The sequence below is a fragment of the Bacillus sp. PPSBB_2 genome (assembly GCF_045291115.1).
In the GTDB taxonomy this organism is placed as follows: domain Bacteria; phylum Bacillota; class Bacilli; order Bacillales; family Bacillaceae_G; genus Bacillus_A; species Bacillus_A cereus.
The window spans coordinates 4,175,938-4,194,330 of the sequence record NZ_CP147983.1; the positions used below are offsets into that span (position 1 = coordinate 4,175,938).

Genomic DNA, 18,393 nt, shown 5'->3' on the forward strand with positions numbered 1-18,393 from the left:
GACCTATAGTTCTAACAGGTCTAGTGCATTTTGAATTTTTAATTGTTCATTATTGTCCTTCTTTGGAATAAATGGAGCTTTTGCAACTACTTTATTAGGTGTTTTTTGATATTTATCAAAGTAATCGCTCATACAAGCGGCAACTTCTTTTGCTTCCACAACTTCAATATCGAAGTATTTTTCAGCTTCTTCACCACTTAACCAAGTCTCAGCATCTACTAATTGTTGAATTTCTTCAATTTCAATGCCTTCTTTTAAGTTTTCTTTGTATACATTCATGATACCTGACTCAATATTGTCTAAGTCCTCTGCCATTTTACGAAGGTCATTTGCATTCCCTACACCAACAGTCCATGGTTTATGAATCATTAAGAATGCGTTAGAAGGAACGACAACACGATCACCGGCTAATGCAATTACAGAAGCAATAGATGCTGCAACTCCATCCACATAGACAGTTTTTTGCGCTTTATTACGCTTCAACATGTTATAAATAGCTAAACCAGCGAATACAGAACCACCACCACTATTTACATAGATATTTAAATTACTTTTATCATCCAACTGCCCTAAAATATTTTTCACATCATCCGGCATCACATCGGAATCGTCCCATTTCCATCCGGTATTGTTTATGATGTCACCATAAATGAATAGATCAGCTGAAGAATCTGTTTGATTTTTAATTGTAAATACGTCTTTAATCGTCCTCATCTCCCTTCTGTAAAACTCCTCCATTAGCTTTTGCCAATTGATATTCGTCTGCGATTTCAATAGATACATGGTTTAAGTCAACACGGTGTTTATCACCGTATTCCCCAATCCCGTCCATATCCTCCAGTTCCAACACCTGATTAATTGAAAATGCACCAGCATCTAACATAATTTTGTAGAATTCTGCTCGTGATTTAGAATCAGCACGTAATAAGCTTGTTAAATTAAACTTTAAGTAATATCGTTTTTGTTCATTAAACGAAAATGATTTATAAGAAAACTCTTCTTCATATTGAATAAGAATTGGACTCAATGTATTTTGAATAAAATCCAACGCTTGTTGCTCAATATTGGAGAAAGTAGCACGATCTAACTCATTAATCATGTGCAAAGGAATATTAAAGATATTTGCAATCTCGCCCTTATCAAATTTCATACCTTCAATAAATTGGGCATCTTTTAAAGGCATTCCAACCTTCTCAAATTCTAAACCAGCATCTAAAATGGCTATCCTTTGCGCATTATTTAGACCTGTATTTGCTTCTTCCCAGGCATCACGAAGTTTATTTTTAGCCTCTTTATTTAACGGTTGTTCTGTTTTTAATATCCCACTATGCGCTGCCCCGTTTGTGAAGAACTTACCTTTAAACTTTTGAGCTGCTTGTGAGCTCCCTATAGACTCTCTTGCAATTTGAATAGGAGGTTTCCCCCTTAAACCATCAGTAGACAATGTAGTAAGATGGATTATGTCATCATCAGGTATTTTTATAGGTGTACCGTCTGGCAAACTCGTAAAATACCATAGTTTATTGGTCTTTAAGTCCACAGTGGGCGTTGTAACAGCCGGATTTAATACCCATAATTCTTTTGGTCTTCCATCCACACCCCAATGAATATTAATATAGGCGTTTCCCCATGTATTACGATGTGTTTCAATTAAATGTTTAAATTTAAATGGGCTTTGATAAGGATTTGGTCTTCTTTCTAGAACAAACGATACTTGATGTGCCTTATCCCGTTCTCTTCCCTTCGCTGTCTTTTTAAATGTTTGAAACGGAAGCATCGCAACACTATTTGCAAGGATGTTAATACACCGATAAACCGTCGGAACACCTAAAGAGGACTCAACCGTTACCTTTTCACCGCTTGCGGCTTGATAGCCAAATAAACTTTTAAACCAGGGAGAAGGATTTTTTAAATCTGTCGTATCCTGATTTCTAAATAATTGCCGAAAAATCAAAAATTTCACCTCCCTTCTATCTTCTTATCATTACCACCCCCAACATTGTGAGAATAACCCCTAACAGATACCAGCCGTAAATCGGATTCATAAAAAAAGTCGTCCCAACAATAATGGACAACCCCGTAATCAATAGAATATCTTCTAAAATACTGATGAAAAATAATAAAAACCGCATGTCATTCCTCCTAGAATGAGAAATCTTGACTTAAAATATAGGAATTTAAGTCTACCTTACCAGAACCCAGCATACAACGAACATGTGAGTTAATGACAGCCGCAATCGGATCGATTCTTTCTGTTGCTTTTGACTTGTCCAACATAATATTTTCGTTCGCATCCTGTTTTGTTATAGCGTTACTCGTTGCCCAATTTAATACAGGATTGTTATTGTGGATGACTTTCTTTAAATACACTTGTTCTCTAAAATCTTTGGTAGGACCTGATAAAGTTGCCATCCCTTGGCGTATTTCTATCATCGTATACCCTTCCGCTTCCATGTCTTGCATGAATTGCGTTGCATTCCAAGGATCCGCACATATTTCTTTAATCTTAAATTTATGGTCTTTTTCCATATTTCTAATATGTGTTTTGATAAATTCATAATCAACTACCGCACCCGGTGTTGTGGTAATCCATTTTTGTTGTACCCACAAATCATAAGGCACTTTATCCGTTTGTCTCTTTTCAGCTAACGTATCTTCCGGCATAAAGCTATGACTTAACACGATATACTTATCATCTTTTTTAAACTCGAATGAAATACTTGTTAAATCAATTTTTGCTGATAAATCGACACCTACTATACATTCCAATCCTTTTAATTCGGATAATTCCACAGTTTCTTTACAATTTTTCCATTTTTGCATGTCCATGTACCCATTTTCTTTCATGTCCACCCAACGATTCATGTTTTTAGTCAGGAAATTCCGCATTTTTTCTGGGACATCTAATGCTGATTGCAATTCTCCTTTTAAGAAAGATTGTCCTTCTTCATAACTACATAAAATAGGATTCGCTTTCTCCCAGACTTCAGGATTCGTAATTTCATCATCCTTATCTAATTCATTAACCATGACAAAATATTCTTCGTTTTCAATATCAATATTAGGGTCCAAAATCTTAGAAACATATTGATACTCCACACGATAGCAAGGATGGCTCAAGTTGAAACCAGCTGTTGTAATAATCATCATGAGTGGATTCGGACGAGCGCCCGAACCTGACACCAGAACATCATAAATTTCAGAAGTAGGATGCGCGTGATATTCATCAATAATTCCGCACTGAACATTCAGTCCATCACCAGATTTCCCAGCATCTTTTGATAGCGCTGAAATAAAAGAATCCGTTTTAAGGTGTTCAATTTTCCCATACGCAATATTGAACTTTCCTTTTAAATCCTCACATCCATTCATTTGTGCTTTAATTTCATTCCAGACAATTTTACTTTGTTCTGTTTTCGTAGCGCCAATGTAGACTTCTGACATATTTTCACCAAATGCCATTGCTTCATAAGAGCCTACACACGCTAAAGATTGAGACTTTGCGTTTTTACGTCCAACTTGCCAATACGCCTTTTTAAATCGCCTTAATCCTGTATTACGATGAACCCATCCGTAAATATTGCTAAATACAAAAATTTGTATCGAATGTGGTTCAATTCTCTGACCTGCTAATTTTCCTTTTGTATGTTTAAAAAGAGACATCCACTTTAGGAAACGAAGTGCTTTTTCTTCCTTAAAAACATATGGAAAATCTTCAGATCCTTCACGCTCAATATCTCTTAAAAATCGTTTACAAGCCTGTTTATGCTTCTGACAAGCAACAACTTCATCATTTAGTACATCATCACAGTAGTCCAACATCCATTGTCTGATCATGTTATACGTCAAACTCCTTTTCTACCTTTGTTTTCGGACCTTGTTTACTATTTGGAATGACAATTTTCGCTCTTGCACTTGGTGTAAGACCAAACTCAACAGCCAAAGCCTTCATTTGTTCATGCAATTGCTTCTTCTTTGTAAGTAGTGGATGGGGAACTTTATTGGTTTCAGCTGCCTTATTTGTATATTCAACAAGAAGTCCTTCTTCTCGGATAATTTTGGTGCATTCAACATAGTCAGAGTAAGCATCGCAATACGTTGCTAATGCATTCACATCTATGTTTGTAATAACATCTAGCTCTAGTAATTCACCAGCAATCCGTCTAAATTCTTTCTTTGCAACTGAATCTAACCACGTTGGTGGTTTTACCTTGTCCTTTTTTGCTTGTAACTGTTTTTCGGCTTTTAATCGCTGCTCAATTTCATCTTTTGTCAATCGATTTGTATTACCTTCTAATAAATGCAAATGAATCGGTTTCTCTTTCCTTCCTATGTGAACCACCTCCCTCGGCTGAACCCCCTTTTATGGAATAAAACGAACTTTTTGCACGGAAAGCTAGGCGGCGGTCTCCAGGAAGTCGCCTTTTGCTTTTTCATGGTGGGGGGGTGCTTATGAATTTTTTCTTTCGAATTATTTTTTGTTTTTCTTCTCATCTTCTTTTGTTTTCTTGTTATGGCAAGCATGGCAAAGCGTCTGTAGATTAGTCGGTTCCAATCGTTTGGACCAATCAATACGAATCGGAATGATATGATCGACTACATCTCCTATCTTAATGATGTCATTGCTTCTACATTGAACACATAAGCCATGATCTCTACGATAAATAAGCTCACGTATATCCTTCCACAATCTTGAGTTGTAGAATGAACGTGAACTTTTGTTTCGAATATGTTTGTCATAATATCTTACGGTTTCTTTTTCCTTCTCGATATGTTTAGCGCAATACTTATCCCGTGTTAGTTCATTGCAACCTAATGACTTGCATGGTTTGAATGGTTTACTTGGCATTCATATCACCCCACAATAGGATGATTATGTTGAATGATTTCAGTATTGAAGCGCTTATTATCAGTAAGTACATGTTCAATATGAATGTAAGGACCTGACTTATGATACTGACCATCTGTCTTCCAATCAAAGCTAATCCTTACTTTCCCTTTAATCTCTTCACCTTTGTAATGAACTATTGGCACTGAATCTATATCTGAGAGTACAATTTGTAATAAAGGTTCGTTCTCATCTTTTACAACATTCATTTGTTTACAATCCTCTAGCATAGCGATCGTGCTTTGTTCACATGCAACTTTCATTAAAATCTCAATAGGTTCCAAACCTAATAGCAGTCTCGCTTCGTTGACACTTAGCTTCCCTTCTTCTATTTTCTTTTGTATAAGTTCAGCTCTCTCACTTACCATTGCGTTTCACTCCTTACTTACATACTTATTAAACTTGGTAACAATCTTCAATGTTACCAACGCTGGCCAAACAGGTGTGAAGATACAAATAAGAAATAGCGTTACGACAATCGTAATGATCTCTTTCTCTGATTCCCCCTCAATATCTTTCAATGACTTACGTAAAAATGGTTGCATACCAAAAGAAACATAAATCATACCTACAATAAGATAGGCTAATATCCACATCATAATTAACTACCTCCCAGCTTCTTCCTCAATCGTTTCATTTCATCCTCGATGGCCAGATTCTTTTTATTAATCCGTTCATGACACTTGGCTATGTCCGCTTGATGCTTACGAATCTTATCGTTCACATATGCAGCGACATGCTCATGTTCGCAATGAGGACATGTGAAGTAACACTTCTCAATGCGATTAGAAAGCTGTGCTACTTGTGGTTGCATATCATAATCTTTATTACAGTTGGAACAGTAGACTTGCATCTATCCTCACCTCTTTTAAAAGAATATTCCGATTATATATTTACAAATAAATACAAATCGTTATAATAGAGTTAACATTGCCATCAGGAAAAGTAATTCGCCCCCCAAGCGAGTTTCTTTTCCTTTTTTTATGGCTATTTTTCTAAGAATTCATCCACCGCTTTACCAAGCAAACTAATCATTGCTTCTCTCTTTTGCTTTGGTGTTGTATTATCTTGCATTTCGTTAAAGATAGGAAGTACCTTTTCTAATTTCTGTTTATCGATGCGTTCATTTACAAGGTCTTGTCCTAGCATTGCAATGAATGTACCAATTGCAACCGCTTGTTCTTGTTTATTTAGTTTCATTTGTTATCACCTCAGGTTAAAACCTTTCTTTAATTTCAGTAAACTCACTAACTTTTTTAGCTATTGCTTTACCATTTAAAATAACTGGAACTTCTATAAATAAAGAATCTTTTTTATTTGTAAGCCTACCCATAACCTTTTCTAACTTCTCTAACGCTTCCGCACATTCATTTGCAGCTTCAGTCACTTCTTTAATTCCTTCCAGTGCTTCGGTTGTATCAGCGCTGACCTCAATAATTAATTTGTTATTAGCCATTTTGTGAATCCTCCCCAGATTGTTTGATTTATCGTTGAACATGAGTTATATCAGCTTTCGTTGCTAACGTTTCTTCTAGCATATTGACTTTTCTATTCAATGCTTCTACATTCGTTGAAACATTAAGTAATGCTTGTTTCATACCATCATTATCTCTTTGTAAATCGTTAATACTTCTTTCTAAATTAGCAATTATTTTTGTTATAGATTCCATGCTCCATCCTCCTCTAAAATAAAAAATAGCACCCAAATGGATGCTTTAAGATTAATTATTTGTTTACAATTAAATTACGGTAAATGAAGTTTTATTCTTCTTTCAGCTAACAACCACGACAGACACTATCGGCAAACTTATCAGGTTTCCCTCATTCCATCTACCTAGGATGTTGTTAGCTCAAAGAAGAGCAAAAGCTCTCCTTCATAACGGGTATCATTCAATCATTACCATCTGCTGGTTTCGGATTTTATGCGCCGTCATTACGAACCGTTTAGAAATTTAAAAACAACATAGTGAGTTGTGTTTTCCGCCACTTCTCACAATACAAATATAACACGATAATTCCAAAACAACCGGTACATTTCCTGCCAAAAAGCGGTCAAGACTCTGCCAACTTTTTTCATAGTTTAAATTTTTCTACTGTATCTGTTAGCTCAACTGCCACTCCTAATAAACTTTTTTTCGTTCCTGTTTCTGCTTCTTTCTTTTTAATAAGCCACTCTGGATAATTCAATTCTTCTAGAAGGCTTCTAAAATACCTTGGATTTACTTGTAAGATATCAGGATTTTTCCCGTTAAACCTTCGATATTTAATTAGCGCTTCTAATAATTCTTCATTTAACATGAATTAGATTTCCTCCCCCTATATTCTACATTTATTTGTATTCATTATTTCATACTATGATTCCAGCAAATGAATTACCCATATGTTTAATTGTGTGTAACTGCCCCCTTCACCAAACCCCTTGGTATCATTGATTTCATTTCACTTTCTCTTTTGAGTTACACAGTACGAAATTTATGAGTAACTGTATAGATTTAAAAAGAAAAAAGCAATGATTAGATTTTAAACCTAGTCATTGCTTTATCCATTGCATCTTGGTTTACACCTATATAACGTAACGTGACCTTTTCTGACGAATGATTGAATATCTCCATAAGTAATGCTATGTTTTTCGTTTGCATGTACATGTGATACCCGTACGTCTTTCTCAACGTATGTGTTCCTATTTCATCTAATCNAATGGTCTCATTCATGCGATTGAAGTAACAACTGCGAATATAACAGATCGAGAAGGTGCTATCCAAATGTGTGAAAAGCATAAAAAATCATTGGACAAAGTGACAAATATACTTTGTGATGGTGGATATACGGGCCCATCATTTGCACAATCGATAAAAGAAACGATTCATTGTTCAGTTGAAATTATCAAACGCTCGGAACTTCACAAGTTTGTTGTGTTACCCAAACGCTGGATCGTAGAGCGAACTTTTGCTTGGTTGGAAAATTACCGCAGACTGTGGAAAAACTGTGAACGAACACTTGAAAACAGTAGACAAAGTTGCTTATTGGCAGGTGTGGCAATTTTATTGAAAAGATTCTAGACAGGTTCTAAGAGCAAAGGCCAATTTATAAAACGCTCTCGCTTTCACACGTCGATACGTACGTTCACTCATGCCAATTTCGTTATACACCATATAATCGCACACATCTTCGTCTTCTAAATAACGTTTAACTATAATGTCCCTCTGATTTTTTCCAGCTGTACTGTTTCCGAATCGATTTAATGCTTGTTCAACTCGAAATGCCATTTTCTCTAACCATTCTTCCCGCTTACTTTGTTGCATATTAGAGATTGCTACATCCTCTAACGGTTTGCCAACTGCATGTGTAGGACCATGCTCTCTCCTTTCATAAGAAGAAGTGACTTTCATTTCCTTACGCATCATTCCAAATTGCTTATATATACGTACACTTTCAAGAATACCCTCTACTTTCTCTTGTGTTGCTGCTCTATCGATTTTTGGTAAGAAAGATAATTGCTTCGTCATTCCAGACCACTCCTTTTATTTTTTATTGCTTTTGCCTTAACGCTCCACGTCTACGCTCATAACAAGGTCTATGCATCCCCATTAAATCCTCAATTTCACGCGTGCTAAAATTCTCTTTTGTTTTTTTCTTTTTTGCTTGTTTAGTTTGTTTTTCCCATTTACATAATTGATCTCTTAGTGCTTTCATTTTTCCATCCCCCTTACAAAATAAGAAAGAGGACACCATTTCTTAAAACAGCTTCATTGCTGCTCTAAAAATTGGTGTCCTCTAGTTTTCTAGCCGGACTATATTTATTTCATGATGCTAGGCTGTATAAAAAGATTTCTCCAAGCTTTATCTAGTCTTTCTTGCTCTTCTTTTTGTACAGCCTTTGTACGACGAGCGATTGCTTTTTTTAATTTCTTTTTCTTCATCTTATTCAAACCCATCACTCCTTCTCTTTAAACACCCTTACTGTCCATTTTCGGGCGTTTTAACTAATTTGATACCATTACATTCAAAAATAATTAAAATGTGAATTGTACCTATTTTATAAATTCCTTTCCCTCACAAAAGGATTATTTTATTAGGTTTTCTATGAATTATTTTCCTCTATCTCTTGGATTTCTTCTCTTATTTGACCGATTAATGAAACTACTGAACCGACCGCTTGGACCCAACTCCCCGTAATCACTATAAGCTGGCCATCCTCCTCATCGCCTTCCGAAATTTTCTCTACTTTATCCCGACTAGCTTTCAATTCATCTATTCCACCTATTGCCTGTAATGAATTACCAGTCGCTTGTAACAAATTCCCGATAATGTTATACGATTCATCTATATTGGAACTCTCCTCTATTTCCCCACCTATTGATGTAACACCACCTAATGCTTGTATCCAATTTCCTGCAATCACTAATTTTTTCTGTGTTTCATCTTCAAATTCTATAATGAGTCCTGTTAGAACCGTTACATTACCAATTGATTGGATTTCGTTCCCAATCAATTCAAGGGATATTTCTCCTTGTCCATCAGCTTCCAGACCATTCCCCGTTGCCTGTAATACATTCCCCCATACATTCAAGTCTTTTCTTAATCCGCTGTTCAATTTTTTTAAAGGTGTACTCCCAATCGCAGCAATAATTGTCCCTACTGCAACAAACCAAGCGCCAACTATCTCCTTAATCGGATCATCCATTCTCAATCTACTCCGTCATTAATTTAGTACTTACAGGATATGAATTGGCACAGCTTCATGTTAATGGCCTACTTCTCTCTCCCTTGGAGAAACAAGTAGTTAGCTTTTGCTAGCTGCTCTTTATTTGTAAGAAGCACTCAATTAACTGGACTAACATATAATATGCTGAGCTCCTTTCTTTATAAAATAGTCGTTATAAAATGAGACTCGTCACGAGAGCACTTTATTAAGTGCTCTTTTTTGGTTTTAAAATAAAACAAAATGAAATTTTTATTTTAAAATTCTTTATTTTTTATGTTTTACAATCCAGATCACAATCTTAGATCCTGTAAACACCTATAACTCTTGTACCTAATTTCAGCTAACAAGTTAATAGTTTCACCCTCCTCTCTGTCGTATAATGATATGAAAGGAGATGATTGCTATAAATAATGAATCTATAGTCCAACTAATTGAGTTTTTGAAATTAAATATAATACCGATTGCGGCCTTTTTAATCTCCTTAGCAACTTTTATAATTACGCTTGCTAACTTTCGGAGAAATAGAGCTAGTATTAAGTGCAGGCAACTCAGAGATAATTGGGTAGCTCTCATTCTTAAACCTGATAGAACCGATTTAAAAACACCGGATGTATATTGGCACAATGACTTTAGGGTAATTTTAGATGTTATTATTACCAACGAAAGTGCACTACCAATTTCCGTTATCGAATTCAATTTAAACAATAAGTTAAACTTTAATTCTTATAGTAAGCCCAATGATGAATATTCCATCACTACAAAGGCAGGAAAAGAAGTACATAATGGCGTCGTTTCATTTAGTGGAAATGAACATAAGCTAATATTTCCAATGAATGATACATGGTTAAAACCTGTAATAAATATTCCCCCATATACTTCCTTAAGGGGGCATTTATTTTTTCATTTCAATGAAAAAGATGATGTAAATATAGGTAATAATACTTTGAAAATAATTACTTCCAGAAAAACTTTTTCTTTTCAGGCAAAGATATCTGACAGCGTCCATTCTGTCCTTCCGCTACCAAATAAAATCCTTGAGGCTCGTGATGAAAGCTTTTTTTAAAATCATCCCTCAACTCTTCAATGTAGCTATCTAAATCTTTCTTTCTATTATCTTGAATGTAAATTTTAGTTGAAGCTAGTTCGCTCGCTATTGTTCTAGCTTCCTCTAATTTTTCTACTATTTTTTCAACCTTTTCTTGATTTTCCTCTAAACCAAGTACCAATAAATCACTCATAAATTTAATCCTCACTTTAATAGATTTTTTATGCAAAATAGCGTTTTGATTAAAGTTTCTTAACATACTCCCAAACGTCATCAATCTTTTCGTTTTGTATATCCAGCATTTCCTTATAAGTATTTAAACGTTTTTCCGAGTGCTTTAAATCCAACTTTATACAAATGATGTGACCAAACAAAATAAAGATGGCTATCCATAAAAATTGCTCCATTGCCTTCACCTCACTTCCATACAAGATAACGATTTTATTACGTTTTTTATACCAATAATACATCCTTTATTAACCTTTATTTTATGACTGCCCATTTCCCCTTATTATGAATTTATAAACAGGCTACAGCATAAGATAAAAAGTAATTGATAAAATCATGAGAGGAGCTTAGATATGCAACATAATCCACGTTATTATTATCAATGTCAAAGCCCAATGAATAGTATCTGGAATAACCATAATGCTCGAGAACACAATCGGAATCCTTATTGTGGAAATATGAGATTAACAGATTATGGAGCTAGACCATTTGTATTGAATATTAACCAAGCCACTAAACAAAACCATACTTACCGCACCGCTTTATGGACAGGGAAAAACTTACAAGTAACTTTAATGAATATTAATGTTGGAGATGACATAGGTTTAGAAGTACACCCTACAACTGATCAATTCATACGTATTGAAGAAGGTCGGGCAATTGTTCAAATGGGTGATAGCAAAGATAAATTAAATTTTCAAGAAATGGCCTATGATGACTATGCAATTATGATACCTGCTGGAAAATGGCATAATGTAATCAATACGGGGAATAGACCACTTAAAATTTACGCTATATACGCACCTCCAGTGCATCCATATGGTACAGTTCATGAAACAAAAGCAATTGCCATGTCTACTGAAGCAAATCGCTATTACTAATTAGAAATTATCTTTGTCTTAAACTAAATTATTGTTTAAATATTTCACAAAACGAAAGAAATACGCATGCAATCTCGCACCTTCTGTTTCAATGTAAGCTTGGTTAGAAGAGCGCTCTCCAAGGCGCTCTTAATTTCAAAATAACTATTTTGTTAGAAAGTTACTGCTTCTTTATTTAACTCTTGTCCCATTTTCAATAACAGATCACGTAAATGAGCGAAGTCGCCTCTATTGTCATATCCAGCCGAATAAGTATAAATTCTTGATTTACCTAGATTATGAGCTTGATACTTTTGATACTTTTTGGCTTCCTCTAGAATGAAGAAGAACGCTACGTTTTCCCATTCCTTTTCTACCCAGGCCATATCATAAGTTTCTACACCATAATGTTTGAAGTAATCATCGAAATCACCAATGAATCTTTCTTCTCCATCTGTTCCAGTAACTCGTTTATATTGCAATTCTTGAAACGAGTTTATTTCAAGTGGGCACTCTTCATCTAACCACTCATAACGTTGCTTAACTGCTTCCTTCTCATCTTGGTACCAATCTTCATGCTCTTCATCTACACAAAACTTTAAGATATCAGGATCAAAGAACGGTGAAATATCTTCACTATATGGAATGAAACGATCTCTTTTCTTCTGAACTACATGAAAAGCATCACATGTATATTGATTATCCTCAGCACCATCGTATTGTTTTTCAGCAAATAACTTTAAAAACTCTGCCTGCTTTGCAGTTAATTCAACCGTTACTTTTGTCATTTTTAATTCCCCCATTTTTTATTAAAATAACGCTTTTGTTATAAATCACCAAAACGTCGGAAACTGTTTATCGATAACATCCACAACAAACTGTTTATTACGTTGTAACCAATTCTGAGCTTGTTTTAATGCTCCTCTTTTTTTAATTACTCCCTTATCGATGAGAAGCTGCTGATTGATTTGAATATTTGCTTCCTTGTAATAGTGATGATTAATATGAACCTTAATCTCTAGCTGATCTTTTTCATTTACAAACCTAACTGTTAAGTTCCCAATCTTTTTAAATCTTGCAATATCTAAATGCACATCGATCACCTCGTTTTTATACAAAATTCAAATTTGGTCTTAATATCCGTTATCCTGGCGCTGGTGGTTCACTTCATTCTTTTTGTAGTAACCTTGTTCAATTTCTTCAAATGTGAATCCTAATTTCTTACCTAATCCTAAAAACGAGTACAATAATTCTTCATAAAGCTCAATATCTTGAGTTGCACGAAATTCCGATATACCTTCATATACATTGTTAAATTGATTGACTAACGTACTTGCCGTATAGACGTTTGCATTATGTTCTAATAATTTCAGGCTATATTCATTAGGATTAAATCCGATGCCATTCCCTAATGAAGCTATAAAATGAAATCCATCTACATACTCCATTAAAATAATTTCTTTTTCACTAGGTCCTTTATTGCTCCAATGCTTAAAGCATCTTGTTTCATTTGCAAGTTCTCCAATTTCAACTTGTAAAGCAAGGATCATATTGTAGAATAAATTTTGTTCCTCTAATCCATGCTCCTTAATGATTCTTGTATCCAATACCTCTTGCATTCCGAATATTCTAGTTAAGTTCATTTTTATTTCCCCTTCCTATTTAGCAAATCCCTAATCCTATTGGACGATTTGTTATTAATTCCTGATCAGCTTGGTCTATCACAAGGAGTGCAACCTCTGCTTGATGCCTCCTTAACGCTTTTGCCATCTTTGGCAAGCTCATACCTTGTTTCCACATTTCACGAAAACGAATTACATCTCTTTCATCCCAAATGAAGTTAGCTTCCTCTAAAGCGATGTAAATTTTTAATCTTGATTCCTTCATCGCTTCATGATTACTTGCTACGCTCATAAGCGAACCTACTTTCTAAAAATGATTATTTTATCTTTTCAGTAAACTTAGTATCCACACGATCAACTTTACCGTTTATCCAAACTGCAACTTGTTCACCGAATCCACTCATTGGTGGATTAACTGCTGTGACATTTCCGTCCTTCACTATTAAAAGTTTGTTGCTGCTAACATCAATTTCTATTTTTTTCATCTGTCCCTCTCCCTTTTTACTACCGCATGTACTCGACAACATCAGGTTTGAATCCACTTCCTAAGTAAATCCGCACCGGAATTATTTCTTTTTTATCCCTTGCTGCCTTACACAATTCTTCAGCCGTATCCCAATTAAAAAACTTATCTACAGCTCGCTGGAATCTCCAAATTGCCATTACATACTGTTCAAAGATGTCATAACGATCATCTTGTTTAGTTGTACGTGGTAACTCATCCGTACACTTTGCATCCTTTGGAACTTGGACACGTACATCTGCATATGTAACGCGTCCACTTCCTTTCTTTACGCTTGCTTTCATTACATCGAACTGATAAATTTCCGGTTCTACATCGAAAATATTGAGTTGTTTAGGCACTTACGATCCCACTCTTCTCAATAACGCCCAGCAACTTACTTGCGCCTTCCTTACTTAAAAACATGCGACCATCTAGCAATTCCATGTTTGATTCGGAAACTTCACCCGTTACAAAGCATGACTTTTCATGTTTTCTTAAAACGATGTTTTCCCCATCAACATGAAAATCTAATGATGTACCTTCCGCAATCCCCAAAGTTCTTCGTAACTCAACCGGAATTACTACACGACCTAGCTCGTCCACTTTTCTTGCGACACCTGTATTTTTCACAACTTACTCCCCCTTGTTAACTTACTTTTTGTTGTTGATTACGTTGTAACTCTTGCTTCATTGACTCGAATTTTATTAACCATGCTTCCCAGCGCTTATCATTTTCTTGTTGCTGTTGCTTTGCTACTTCACAATTACACCCTTCCGTTAGACCTACACCTGGATAAATTTCTTTACGAATAATTCCTGTATTACGGCATAATACACACATGATTATTCCTCCTTAGAAACCAATATCTAAATTTAAAATCCTTTTATCTGTCGTTGTTTTAAACACGATTGTTTCATCTTTTGATACTCCATTTAACAACCTACTCGCTAGTTTCGGATCATACTTTTGAAACAGCTGTCTGCTTGCTAAATTTGATGTAGTAATCGTTGTTTTATTTGCTCCTTGCCGTCCATTAGCAACACCGTAAAGTATTTTATGAACAAAATCGCTAGCTTCTCCGTTTCTATTCATAGAACCACTTTCAGCCCCTAAGTCATCAATAACTAGAAAATCCGCTTCAACCATCAAGCTAATACAATAATCCATCGTGTATTTCGACTCTTTATTTCGGAATGAGTCTTGTATCAAACGAATTAGTTTTTCTATCTCAACAAACAAGCAACTCTTCATTTCCTTGAATGCATATTCATCATTAAGAGCTTCACCATCAGAGATTGTCCAATAGTGTCTTACTAGTTCGTATAACATTGCATAAGCTAAATGACTTTTTCCTACACCTTGAATTCCTGCAATATAGACGTTTAGTGTTTCACCTTTTTTAATACGTTCCAAAATTGCTAAAGCTTTTTTCTTATTTGCTTTTGTTTCTGGACAATCCGTTTCATAGGAATCTAACCTTGATTCTGTAATTGATTGATTTTCGATAACACTATGTTTAAAAAGAAGATTCTTCTGCCGTTCTCTATTGATCTTCTTGTAGTAATTGTTGGCTTGCTGAAATAGGATTGAATCCTGCTGCTCCACTTTGCATCTTGGGCAATAAATCGAACCATCATTTTTATCAATCATCATTCTTACGGGCTTTACAGTTACTTGTCCGCCTTTACTGAATGTATGATTTTCGCAATATTCATCCGCGAAATCTAATACTGCAAGTTTTTCAAATGACTCCTGCATTTTTTGCATTTCTGTTCACCTCATTAAAATGGCATGTTTCCTTTAAATCCCGGAATATCTATGTGATTACCGTATTGTTGTTGAGATTCCTTACTCGGCTTTTCATTTAAATAACTTTCAAATTTATTTCCAAATAATGTGAGTGGTCTCAAGTATCCACACATTTCTGTATTGCTGATCCATTGTGAAGTTTTAGTATCAATTACTTGTTGGAAATGAGATAATTCGAACCCTTCTTTCCACCTTGCTTTGATTAGATCCTGTGTTTTTTTAGATGTATGTTTGTAATTGGTTTTTGCTTTCATGTTGAGATAATCAACAATTTCTTGATATGGAATAGATTGAGTGTTGTCCTGGATTATTTCAGGACTATGTTTTTCTTTTAAATCTTTATCTAAATCTTTATCTATGTCTGTGACTATAACGTGACCTGTCCCGTGACTGTCCTGTGACATACCCAATTTCAACTGTTTTTGTTTCGCTCTTTGCTTTTGTTTGCGTAATCTATCTTGTTCTTTAATTTGTTCTAACTTATCTAAACTCTGATGTTTTCCCCAATTAACAACATTAATGTAATGATTTTCATCGATATGAATCATTCCGAATTTTTGAAATGTGCTTAGTGCCATCCGAACTGTATTCAATGGTCTATTAAAAATAGTTGCTAGCATATCTTCCGTATAAGGTATATTTTCATTTAGAAAGATGTACCCACTTGCATTTATCTTTCCTGCTTGAGCTAATAACTTGACCCAAATGATTAGTAATGTATCTGCTTCTGGCATACTCTCAATAATTCGGATTTTTTCATCTTCAAACATGGTAGTTGAAAGTTTAATCCATTTTACGTTTACTTCAGACATATCCCTTACCTCCTTATGCAAACCGCAATATGTGCTTGTCCACTTTTGATAATTCGTTGAATTTCATAATACGGATAACCAACACTGAAATACTGTTTAATCATTTGTTTTAATTCTTCATTGCTTTCTGCTAAGTCCCAGAATTTATTAGGTAATAGCACTTGATATTCAATTAAATCCATGTACTATTTCCCTACTTTCCGTGATATACTGATAACAAGTGTTTTTTCAAAGGGACCCACTGTCATGGGTCTTTTTATTTTCTTCTACATCACTCCAAGCCCATGTTTTTATTGGTTTATAAGTTTTGTAATACAACCATGAACCGCAAACAATTACCATTGCGAATATAACTAACGATGTTGTATCTTCCACTAAATCACCTCCTTATTTATCAAACGGTAATTTTATCGAAAATCCGAAATTTAATTTTAACTAACATTTGCTCCCACCTTTTGTGCTTCCACCCATTTAAGAAAATCTTCCGCTTTAACACGTTTGCTTTTTCCGATTACGATTGTGGGAAAATCTTTTCTCTTCATAAGCGCATATGCAGACGATTTAGAAATGTTTAAAAATTCTTGTACATCCTCCGCCTTCATTGAGAATGGTAATTGCTTTATTTGGTACATGCTTTTCACTCCAATCATTTTTAAAAAATATAAATATGGATACACTATCATGTAGTGTCGCCTTCAATATGTAGTCTTCATGGCGACTTTAATTGTAAAAAAAAACTCCCTCACTTTATTAAATCGCTAATTGGTACACCATAAAGCTCTGAAAGTTTTTTTAATTTCTCTACTGATAAACCTGATTCACCTTTTTCAACATTATGATATGAACGTTTAAATTTCAGACCTAAAGCTTTTGAAACATAGTCTAAAGAGTGTCCATTTTCTTGTCGTAAAGATTTAATTCTTTGTGTATTTAGCATTTTAAGTCACCACCTTCAACTTCTAAATTTAGTATAACCAAAAGTAGCCCTCAAGGCAACAATTTATTTTTAAAAATTTATTTTTTATTTTTGCGTTGCCAATAGGGCTACTGATTGATACATTTAGACTAGATACTTTTTTACAAGTAGCGGGAAAGGATGTTATAGATGAATATCATAGGGGAGAGAATATTTGAGTTAAGAAAAGAAAAGAAGCTAACTCAAGAAAAAATAGGCGAAAACATTGGTGTTAGCAAACAAACTGTTTCTAAATATGAAAAAGGGACGAAAATCCCTTCGCGTGAGAACATTGAAAAATTAGCTGATTTCTTCAATGTACCCACTGACTTTTTGTTAGGGAAAAGTGATAGCACCATTAAAAGTAGCAATAATATAAAAGAAATATTTGAAAGTGACGAATTACATTGGGATGGAAGAAAACTGTCTCCTGACGAGATCGAAAGTGTCAAAGCACTTTTAGAAGTAGCTATCCAAAGAATGTTAAAACAAGTAAAAAAGGATTAGCATGAGGCTAGTCCTTTTTTTGGTTCCATTAGCTGTATGACTTCACTTAATTCATTATCAGTAATGAATCCTTGTTTATGTATTTCTTCCAAAGCACGAAGAGTATCATTTTCTGAGACCTTATCCCCCAATAAATATTTAATCATGGATTTTATTTTATCTTCCCCACTTATTAACAACACGAACTCCTCCATCCCAATAACTATATGATTTATTTAACAAGCTGTGCATTTTTGTAACTAAATTCAAAAATGCATATCCCCTAAAAAGTACTCAAGACGCTACCTATTGGTAGCGTCTTGAAAAAATAAAATTTATTTTTTAATGAGTTCCTGGATCAGCCATTAAATATGCTGTTTCTGCCTTACTCAAATGCACTTGTGAAGTATTTTTATTCTGTTCTACTGCTCCTAACAATCCCAAAACAAATACCATTGTAAGAATAATTTTTTTCAA

36 protein-coding genes and 2 pseudogenes are annotated in these 18,393 nt (G+C 34.7%); 3 read left to right on the plus strand and 35 right to left on the minus strand.

Annotation, left to right across the window (positions count from 1 at the left end):
- Positions 1-3: 3 nt before the first annotated feature.
- The 13 genes and pseudogenes from V6946_RS20730 to V6946_RS20790 form a co-directional block, all read right to left on the minus strand.
- Positions 4-714 (minus strand): head maturation protease, ClpP-related, encoded by a 711-nt coding sequence (locus tag V6946_RS20730; protein WP_366981708.1) that lies wholly within the window; start codon positions 712-714, stop codon positions 4-6.
- Positions 701-1,954 carry a phage portal protein gene (locus tag V6946_RS20735; RefSeq protein WP_366981707.1) on the minus strand — a complete coding sequence of 418 codons (1,254 nt, stop codon included), beginning with the start codon at positions 1,952-1,954 and terminating at the stop codon, positions 701-703. The genes V6946_RS20730 and V6946_RS20735 overlap by 14 nt, the downstream gene beginning before the upstream one ends.
- Positions 1,955-2,142: 188 nt before the next feature.
- On the minus strand, positions 2,143-3,837 hold the full coding sequence (locus tag V6946_RS20740; protein ID WP_366981706.1) for a terminase TerL endonuclease subunit: 1,695 nt from the start codon (positions 3,835-3,837) through the stop codon (positions 2,143-2,145).
- Position 3,838: 1 nt separating this feature from the next.
- Positions 3,839-4,342, minus strand: coding sequence for a phage terminase small subunit P27 family (locus V6946_RS20745; protein WP_406622109.1), 504 nt, complete (start codon positions 4,340-4,342; stop codon positions 3,839-3,841).
- Between the two features lie 129 nt (positions 4,343-4,471).
- On the minus strand, positions 4,472-4,849 hold the full coding sequence (locus V6946_RS20750; RefSeq protein WP_366981703.1) for an HNH endonuclease: 378 nt from the start codon (positions 4,847-4,849) through the stop codon (positions 4,472-4,474).
- Positions 4,850-4,854: 5 nt separating this feature from the next.
- Entirely contained in the window at positions 4,855-5,256 is a 402-nt protein-coding gene (locus V6946_RS20755) for a hypothetical protein (protein WP_088025210.1), read from the minus strand.
- Positions 5,257-5,262: 6 nt separating this feature from the next.
- A complete protein-coding gene (locus V6946_RS20760; protein ID WP_088025208.1) occupies positions 5,263-5,487 on the minus strand; it encodes a hypothetical protein in 225 nt (74 codons plus the stop codon).
- A gap of 2 nt (positions 5,488-5,489) precedes the next feature.
- Positions 5,490-5,741: a hypothetical protein gene (locus tag V6946_RS20765; protein ID WP_088025207.1), complete on the minus strand. Its 252-nt coding sequence runs from the start codon at positions 5,739-5,741 to the stop codon at positions 5,490-5,492.
- A gap of 134 nt (positions 5,742-5,875) precedes the next feature.
- Positions 5,876-6,088 (minus strand): hypothetical protein, encoded by a 213-nt coding sequence (locus tag V6946_RS20770; protein ID WP_366981702.1) that lies wholly within the window; start codon positions 6,086-6,088, stop codon positions 5,876-5,878.
- 16 nt (positions 6,089-6,104) lie between these two features.
- Positions 6,105-6,344, minus strand: coding sequence for a hypothetical protein (locus tag V6946_RS20775; protein ID WP_060851849.1), 240 nt, complete (start codon positions 6,342-6,344; stop codon positions 6,105-6,107).
- A gap of 28 nt (positions 6,345-6,372) precedes the next feature.
- Positions 6,373-6,558 (minus strand): hypothetical protein, encoded by a 186-nt coding sequence (locus V6946_RS20780; protein ID WP_366981701.1) that lies wholly within the window; start codon positions 6,556-6,558, stop codon positions 6,373-6,375.
- Between the two features lie 403 nt (positions 6,559-6,961).
- Positions 6,962-7,186 carry a hypothetical protein gene (locus V6946_RS20785; protein ID WP_197262840.1) on the minus strand — a complete coding sequence of 75 codons (225 nt, stop codon included), beginning with the start codon at positions 7,184-7,186 and terminating at the stop codon, positions 6,962-6,964.
- A gap of 215 nt (positions 7,187-7,401) precedes the next feature.
- A pseudogene (locus tag V6946_RS20790) lies at positions 7,402-7,581 on the minus strand (tyrosine-type recombinase/integrase); the annotation flags it as partial.
- A 6-nt stretch (positions 7,582-7,587) separates the two neighbouring features.
- Between V6946_RS20790 and V6946_RS20795 the strand changes: the two are divergent.
- Positions 7,588-7,947, plus strand: a pseudogene (locus tag V6946_RS20795) (transposase); the annotation flags it as partial.
- Here the strand turns inward: V6946_RS20795 and V6946_RS20800 are convergent.
- The 6 genes from V6946_RS20800 to V6946_RS20825 all read right to left on the minus strand — a co-directional run bounded on the left by V6946_RS20800 (position 7,930) and on the right by V6946_RS20825 (position 11,108).
- Positions 7,930-8,394 (minus strand): ArpU family phage packaging/lysis transcriptional regulator, encoded by a 465-nt coding sequence (locus tag V6946_RS20800; protein WP_366981331.1) that lies wholly within the window; start codon positions 8,392-8,394, stop codon positions 7,930-7,932. The pseudogene V6946_RS20795 and the gene V6946_RS20800 sit on opposite strands and share 18 nt — an antisense overlap.
- Before the next feature lie 22 nt (positions 8,395-8,416).
- Positions 8,417-8,581, minus strand: coding sequence for a hypothetical protein (locus tag V6946_RS20805; RefSeq protein ID WP_366981332.1), 165 nt, complete (start codon positions 8,579-8,581; stop codon positions 8,417-8,419).
- A 104-nt stretch (positions 8,582-8,685) separates the two neighbouring features.
- On the minus strand, positions 8,686-8,817 hold the full coding sequence (locus tag V6946_RS20810; protein WP_142326415.1) for a DUF3983 domain-containing protein: 132 nt from the start codon (positions 8,815-8,817) through the stop codon (positions 8,686-8,688).
- 152 nt (positions 8,818-8,969) lie between these two features.
- Positions 8,970-9,572 (minus strand): DUF6944 family repetitive protein, encoded by a 603-nt coding sequence (locus tag V6946_RS20815; RefSeq protein WP_366981333.1) that lies wholly within the window; start codon positions 9,570-9,572, stop codon positions 8,970-8,972.
- A gap of 974 nt (positions 9,573-10,546) precedes the next feature.
- A complete protein-coding gene (locus V6946_RS20820; RefSeq protein WP_366981334.1) occupies positions 10,547-10,831 on the minus strand; it encodes a hypothetical protein in 285 nt (94 codons plus the stop codon).
- A 49-nt stretch (positions 10,832-10,880) separates the two neighbouring features.
- A complete protein-coding gene (locus V6946_RS20825; protein ID WP_366981367.1) occupies positions 10,881-11,108 on the minus strand; it encodes a hypothetical protein in 228 nt (75 codons plus the stop codon).
- Positions 11,109-11,219: 111 nt separating this feature from the next.
- On the opposite strand from V6946_RS20825, the gene V6946_RS20830 reads away from it, so the two are divergent.
- Positions 11,220-11,747 carry a cupin domain-containing protein gene (locus V6946_RS20830; protein ID WP_366981335.1) on the plus strand — a complete coding sequence of 176 codons (528 nt, stop codon included), beginning with the start codon at positions 11,220-11,222 and terminating at the stop codon, positions 11,745-11,747.
- A gap of 152 nt (positions 11,748-11,899) precedes the next feature.
- On the opposite strand, the gene V6946_RS20835 is transcribed toward V6946_RS20830, so the two are convergent.
- From V6946_RS20835 to V6946_RS20900, 14 genes are all read right to left on the minus strand, one after another.
- Complete coding sequence (locus V6946_RS20835) at positions 11,900-12,514, minus strand: hypothetical protein (RefSeq protein ID WP_366981336.1); 615 nt, start codon at positions 12,512-12,514, stop codon at positions 11,900-11,902.
- Between the two features lie 45 nt (positions 12,515-12,559).
- Positions 12,560-12,820, minus strand: a complete 261-nt coding sequence (locus V6946_RS20840; protein WP_366981337.1) for a hypothetical protein — start codon at positions 12,818-12,820, stop codon at positions 12,560-12,562.
- 39 nt (positions 12,821-12,859) lie between these two features.
- The gene (locus V6946_RS20845; RefSeq protein WP_098995645.1) at positions 12,860-13,369 is read right to left on the minus strand and encodes a dUTP diphosphatase; all 510 of its coding nucleotides are present in this window, start codon (positions 13,367-13,369) and stop codon (positions 12,860-12,862) included.
- 19 nt (positions 13,370-13,388) lie between these two features.
- Positions 13,389-13,640: a hypothetical protein gene (locus V6946_RS20850; RefSeq protein ID WP_000109543.1), complete on the minus strand. Its 252-nt coding sequence runs from the start codon at positions 13,638-13,640 to the stop codon at positions 13,389-13,391.
- A 25-nt stretch (positions 13,641-13,665) separates the two neighbouring features.
- A complete protein-coding gene (locus tag V6946_RS20855) occupies positions 13,666-13,833 on the minus strand; it encodes a DUF3954 domain-containing protein (protein ID WP_000717825.1) in 168 nt (55 codons plus the stop codon).
- A gap of 19 nt (positions 13,834-13,852) precedes the next feature.
- Positions 13,853-14,212 carry a cell division protein SepF gene (locus V6946_RS20860; protein ID WP_366981338.1) on the minus strand — a complete coding sequence of 120 codons (360 nt, stop codon included), beginning with the start codon at positions 14,210-14,212 and terminating at the stop codon, positions 13,853-13,855.
- Entirely contained in the window at positions 14,205-14,483 is a 279-nt protein-coding gene (locus V6946_RS20865; RefSeq protein ID WP_366981339.1) for an AbrB/MazE/SpoVT family DNA-binding domain-containing protein, read from the minus strand. The genes V6946_RS20860 and V6946_RS20865 overlap by 8 nt, the downstream gene beginning before the upstream one ends.
- Positions 14,484-14,499: 16 nt before the next feature.
- Entirely contained in the window at positions 14,500-14,694 is a 195-nt protein-coding gene (locus V6946_RS20870; protein WP_366981340.1) for a hypothetical protein, read from the minus strand.
- A gap of 12 nt (positions 14,695-14,706) precedes the next feature.
- Positions 14,707-15,621: an AAA family ATPase gene (locus V6946_RS20875; RefSeq protein WP_366981341.1), complete on the minus strand. Its 915-nt coding sequence runs from the start codon at positions 15,619-15,621 to the stop codon at positions 14,707-14,709.
- Between the two features lie 14 nt (positions 15,622-15,635).
- The gene (locus tag V6946_RS20880; protein ID WP_366981342.1) at positions 15,636-16,475 is read right to left on the minus strand and encodes a phage replisome organizer N-terminal domain-containing protein; all 840 of its coding nucleotides are present in this window, start codon (positions 16,473-16,475) and stop codon (positions 15,636-15,638) included.
- 5 nt (positions 16,476-16,480) lie between these two features.
- Positions 16,481-16,657: a hypothetical protein gene (locus V6946_RS20885; protein ID WP_000364150.1), complete on the minus strand. Its 177-nt coding sequence runs from the start codon at positions 16,655-16,657 to the stop codon at positions 16,481-16,483.
- 46 nt (positions 16,658-16,703) lie between these two features.
- Positions 16,704-16,850: a hypothetical protein gene (locus V6946_RS20890; RefSeq protein WP_000390309.1), complete on the minus strand. Its 147-nt coding sequence runs from the start codon at positions 16,848-16,850 to the stop codon at positions 16,704-16,706.
- 56 nt (positions 16,851-16,906) lie between these two features.
- On the minus strand, positions 16,907-17,107 hold the full coding sequence (locus V6946_RS20895) for a helix-turn-helix domain-containing protein (protein ID WP_000284335.1): 201 nt from the start codon (positions 17,105-17,107) through the stop codon (positions 16,907-16,909).
- Between the two features lie 110 nt (positions 17,108-17,217).
- The gene (locus tag V6946_RS20900) at positions 17,218-17,412 is read right to left on the minus strand and encodes a helix-turn-helix domain-containing protein (protein ID WP_000935434.1); all 195 of its coding nucleotides are present in this window, start codon (positions 17,410-17,412) and stop codon (positions 17,218-17,220) included.
- 168 nt (positions 17,413-17,580) lie between these two features.
- On the opposite strand from V6946_RS20900, the gene V6946_RS20905 reads away from it, so the two are divergent.
- Positions 17,581-17,937, plus strand: coding sequence for a helix-turn-helix transcriptional regulator (locus V6946_RS20905; RefSeq protein ID WP_366981343.1), 357 nt, complete (start codon positions 17,581-17,583; stop codon positions 17,935-17,937).
- Here V6946_RS20905 and V6946_RS20910 read toward each other — a convergent pair.
- Complete coding sequence (locus tag V6946_RS20910) at positions 17,934-18,116, minus strand: hypothetical protein (protein WP_366981364.1); 183 nt, start codon at positions 18,114-18,116, stop codon at positions 17,934-17,936. The genes V6946_RS20905 and V6946_RS20910 overlap by 4 nt on opposite strands.
- Positions 18,117-18,258: 142 nt before the next feature.
- Complete coding sequence (locus V6946_RS20915) at positions 18,259-18,393, minus strand: ABC transporter ATP-binding protein (RefSeq protein WP_366981344.1); 135 nt, start codon at positions 18,391-18,393, stop codon at positions 18,259-18,261.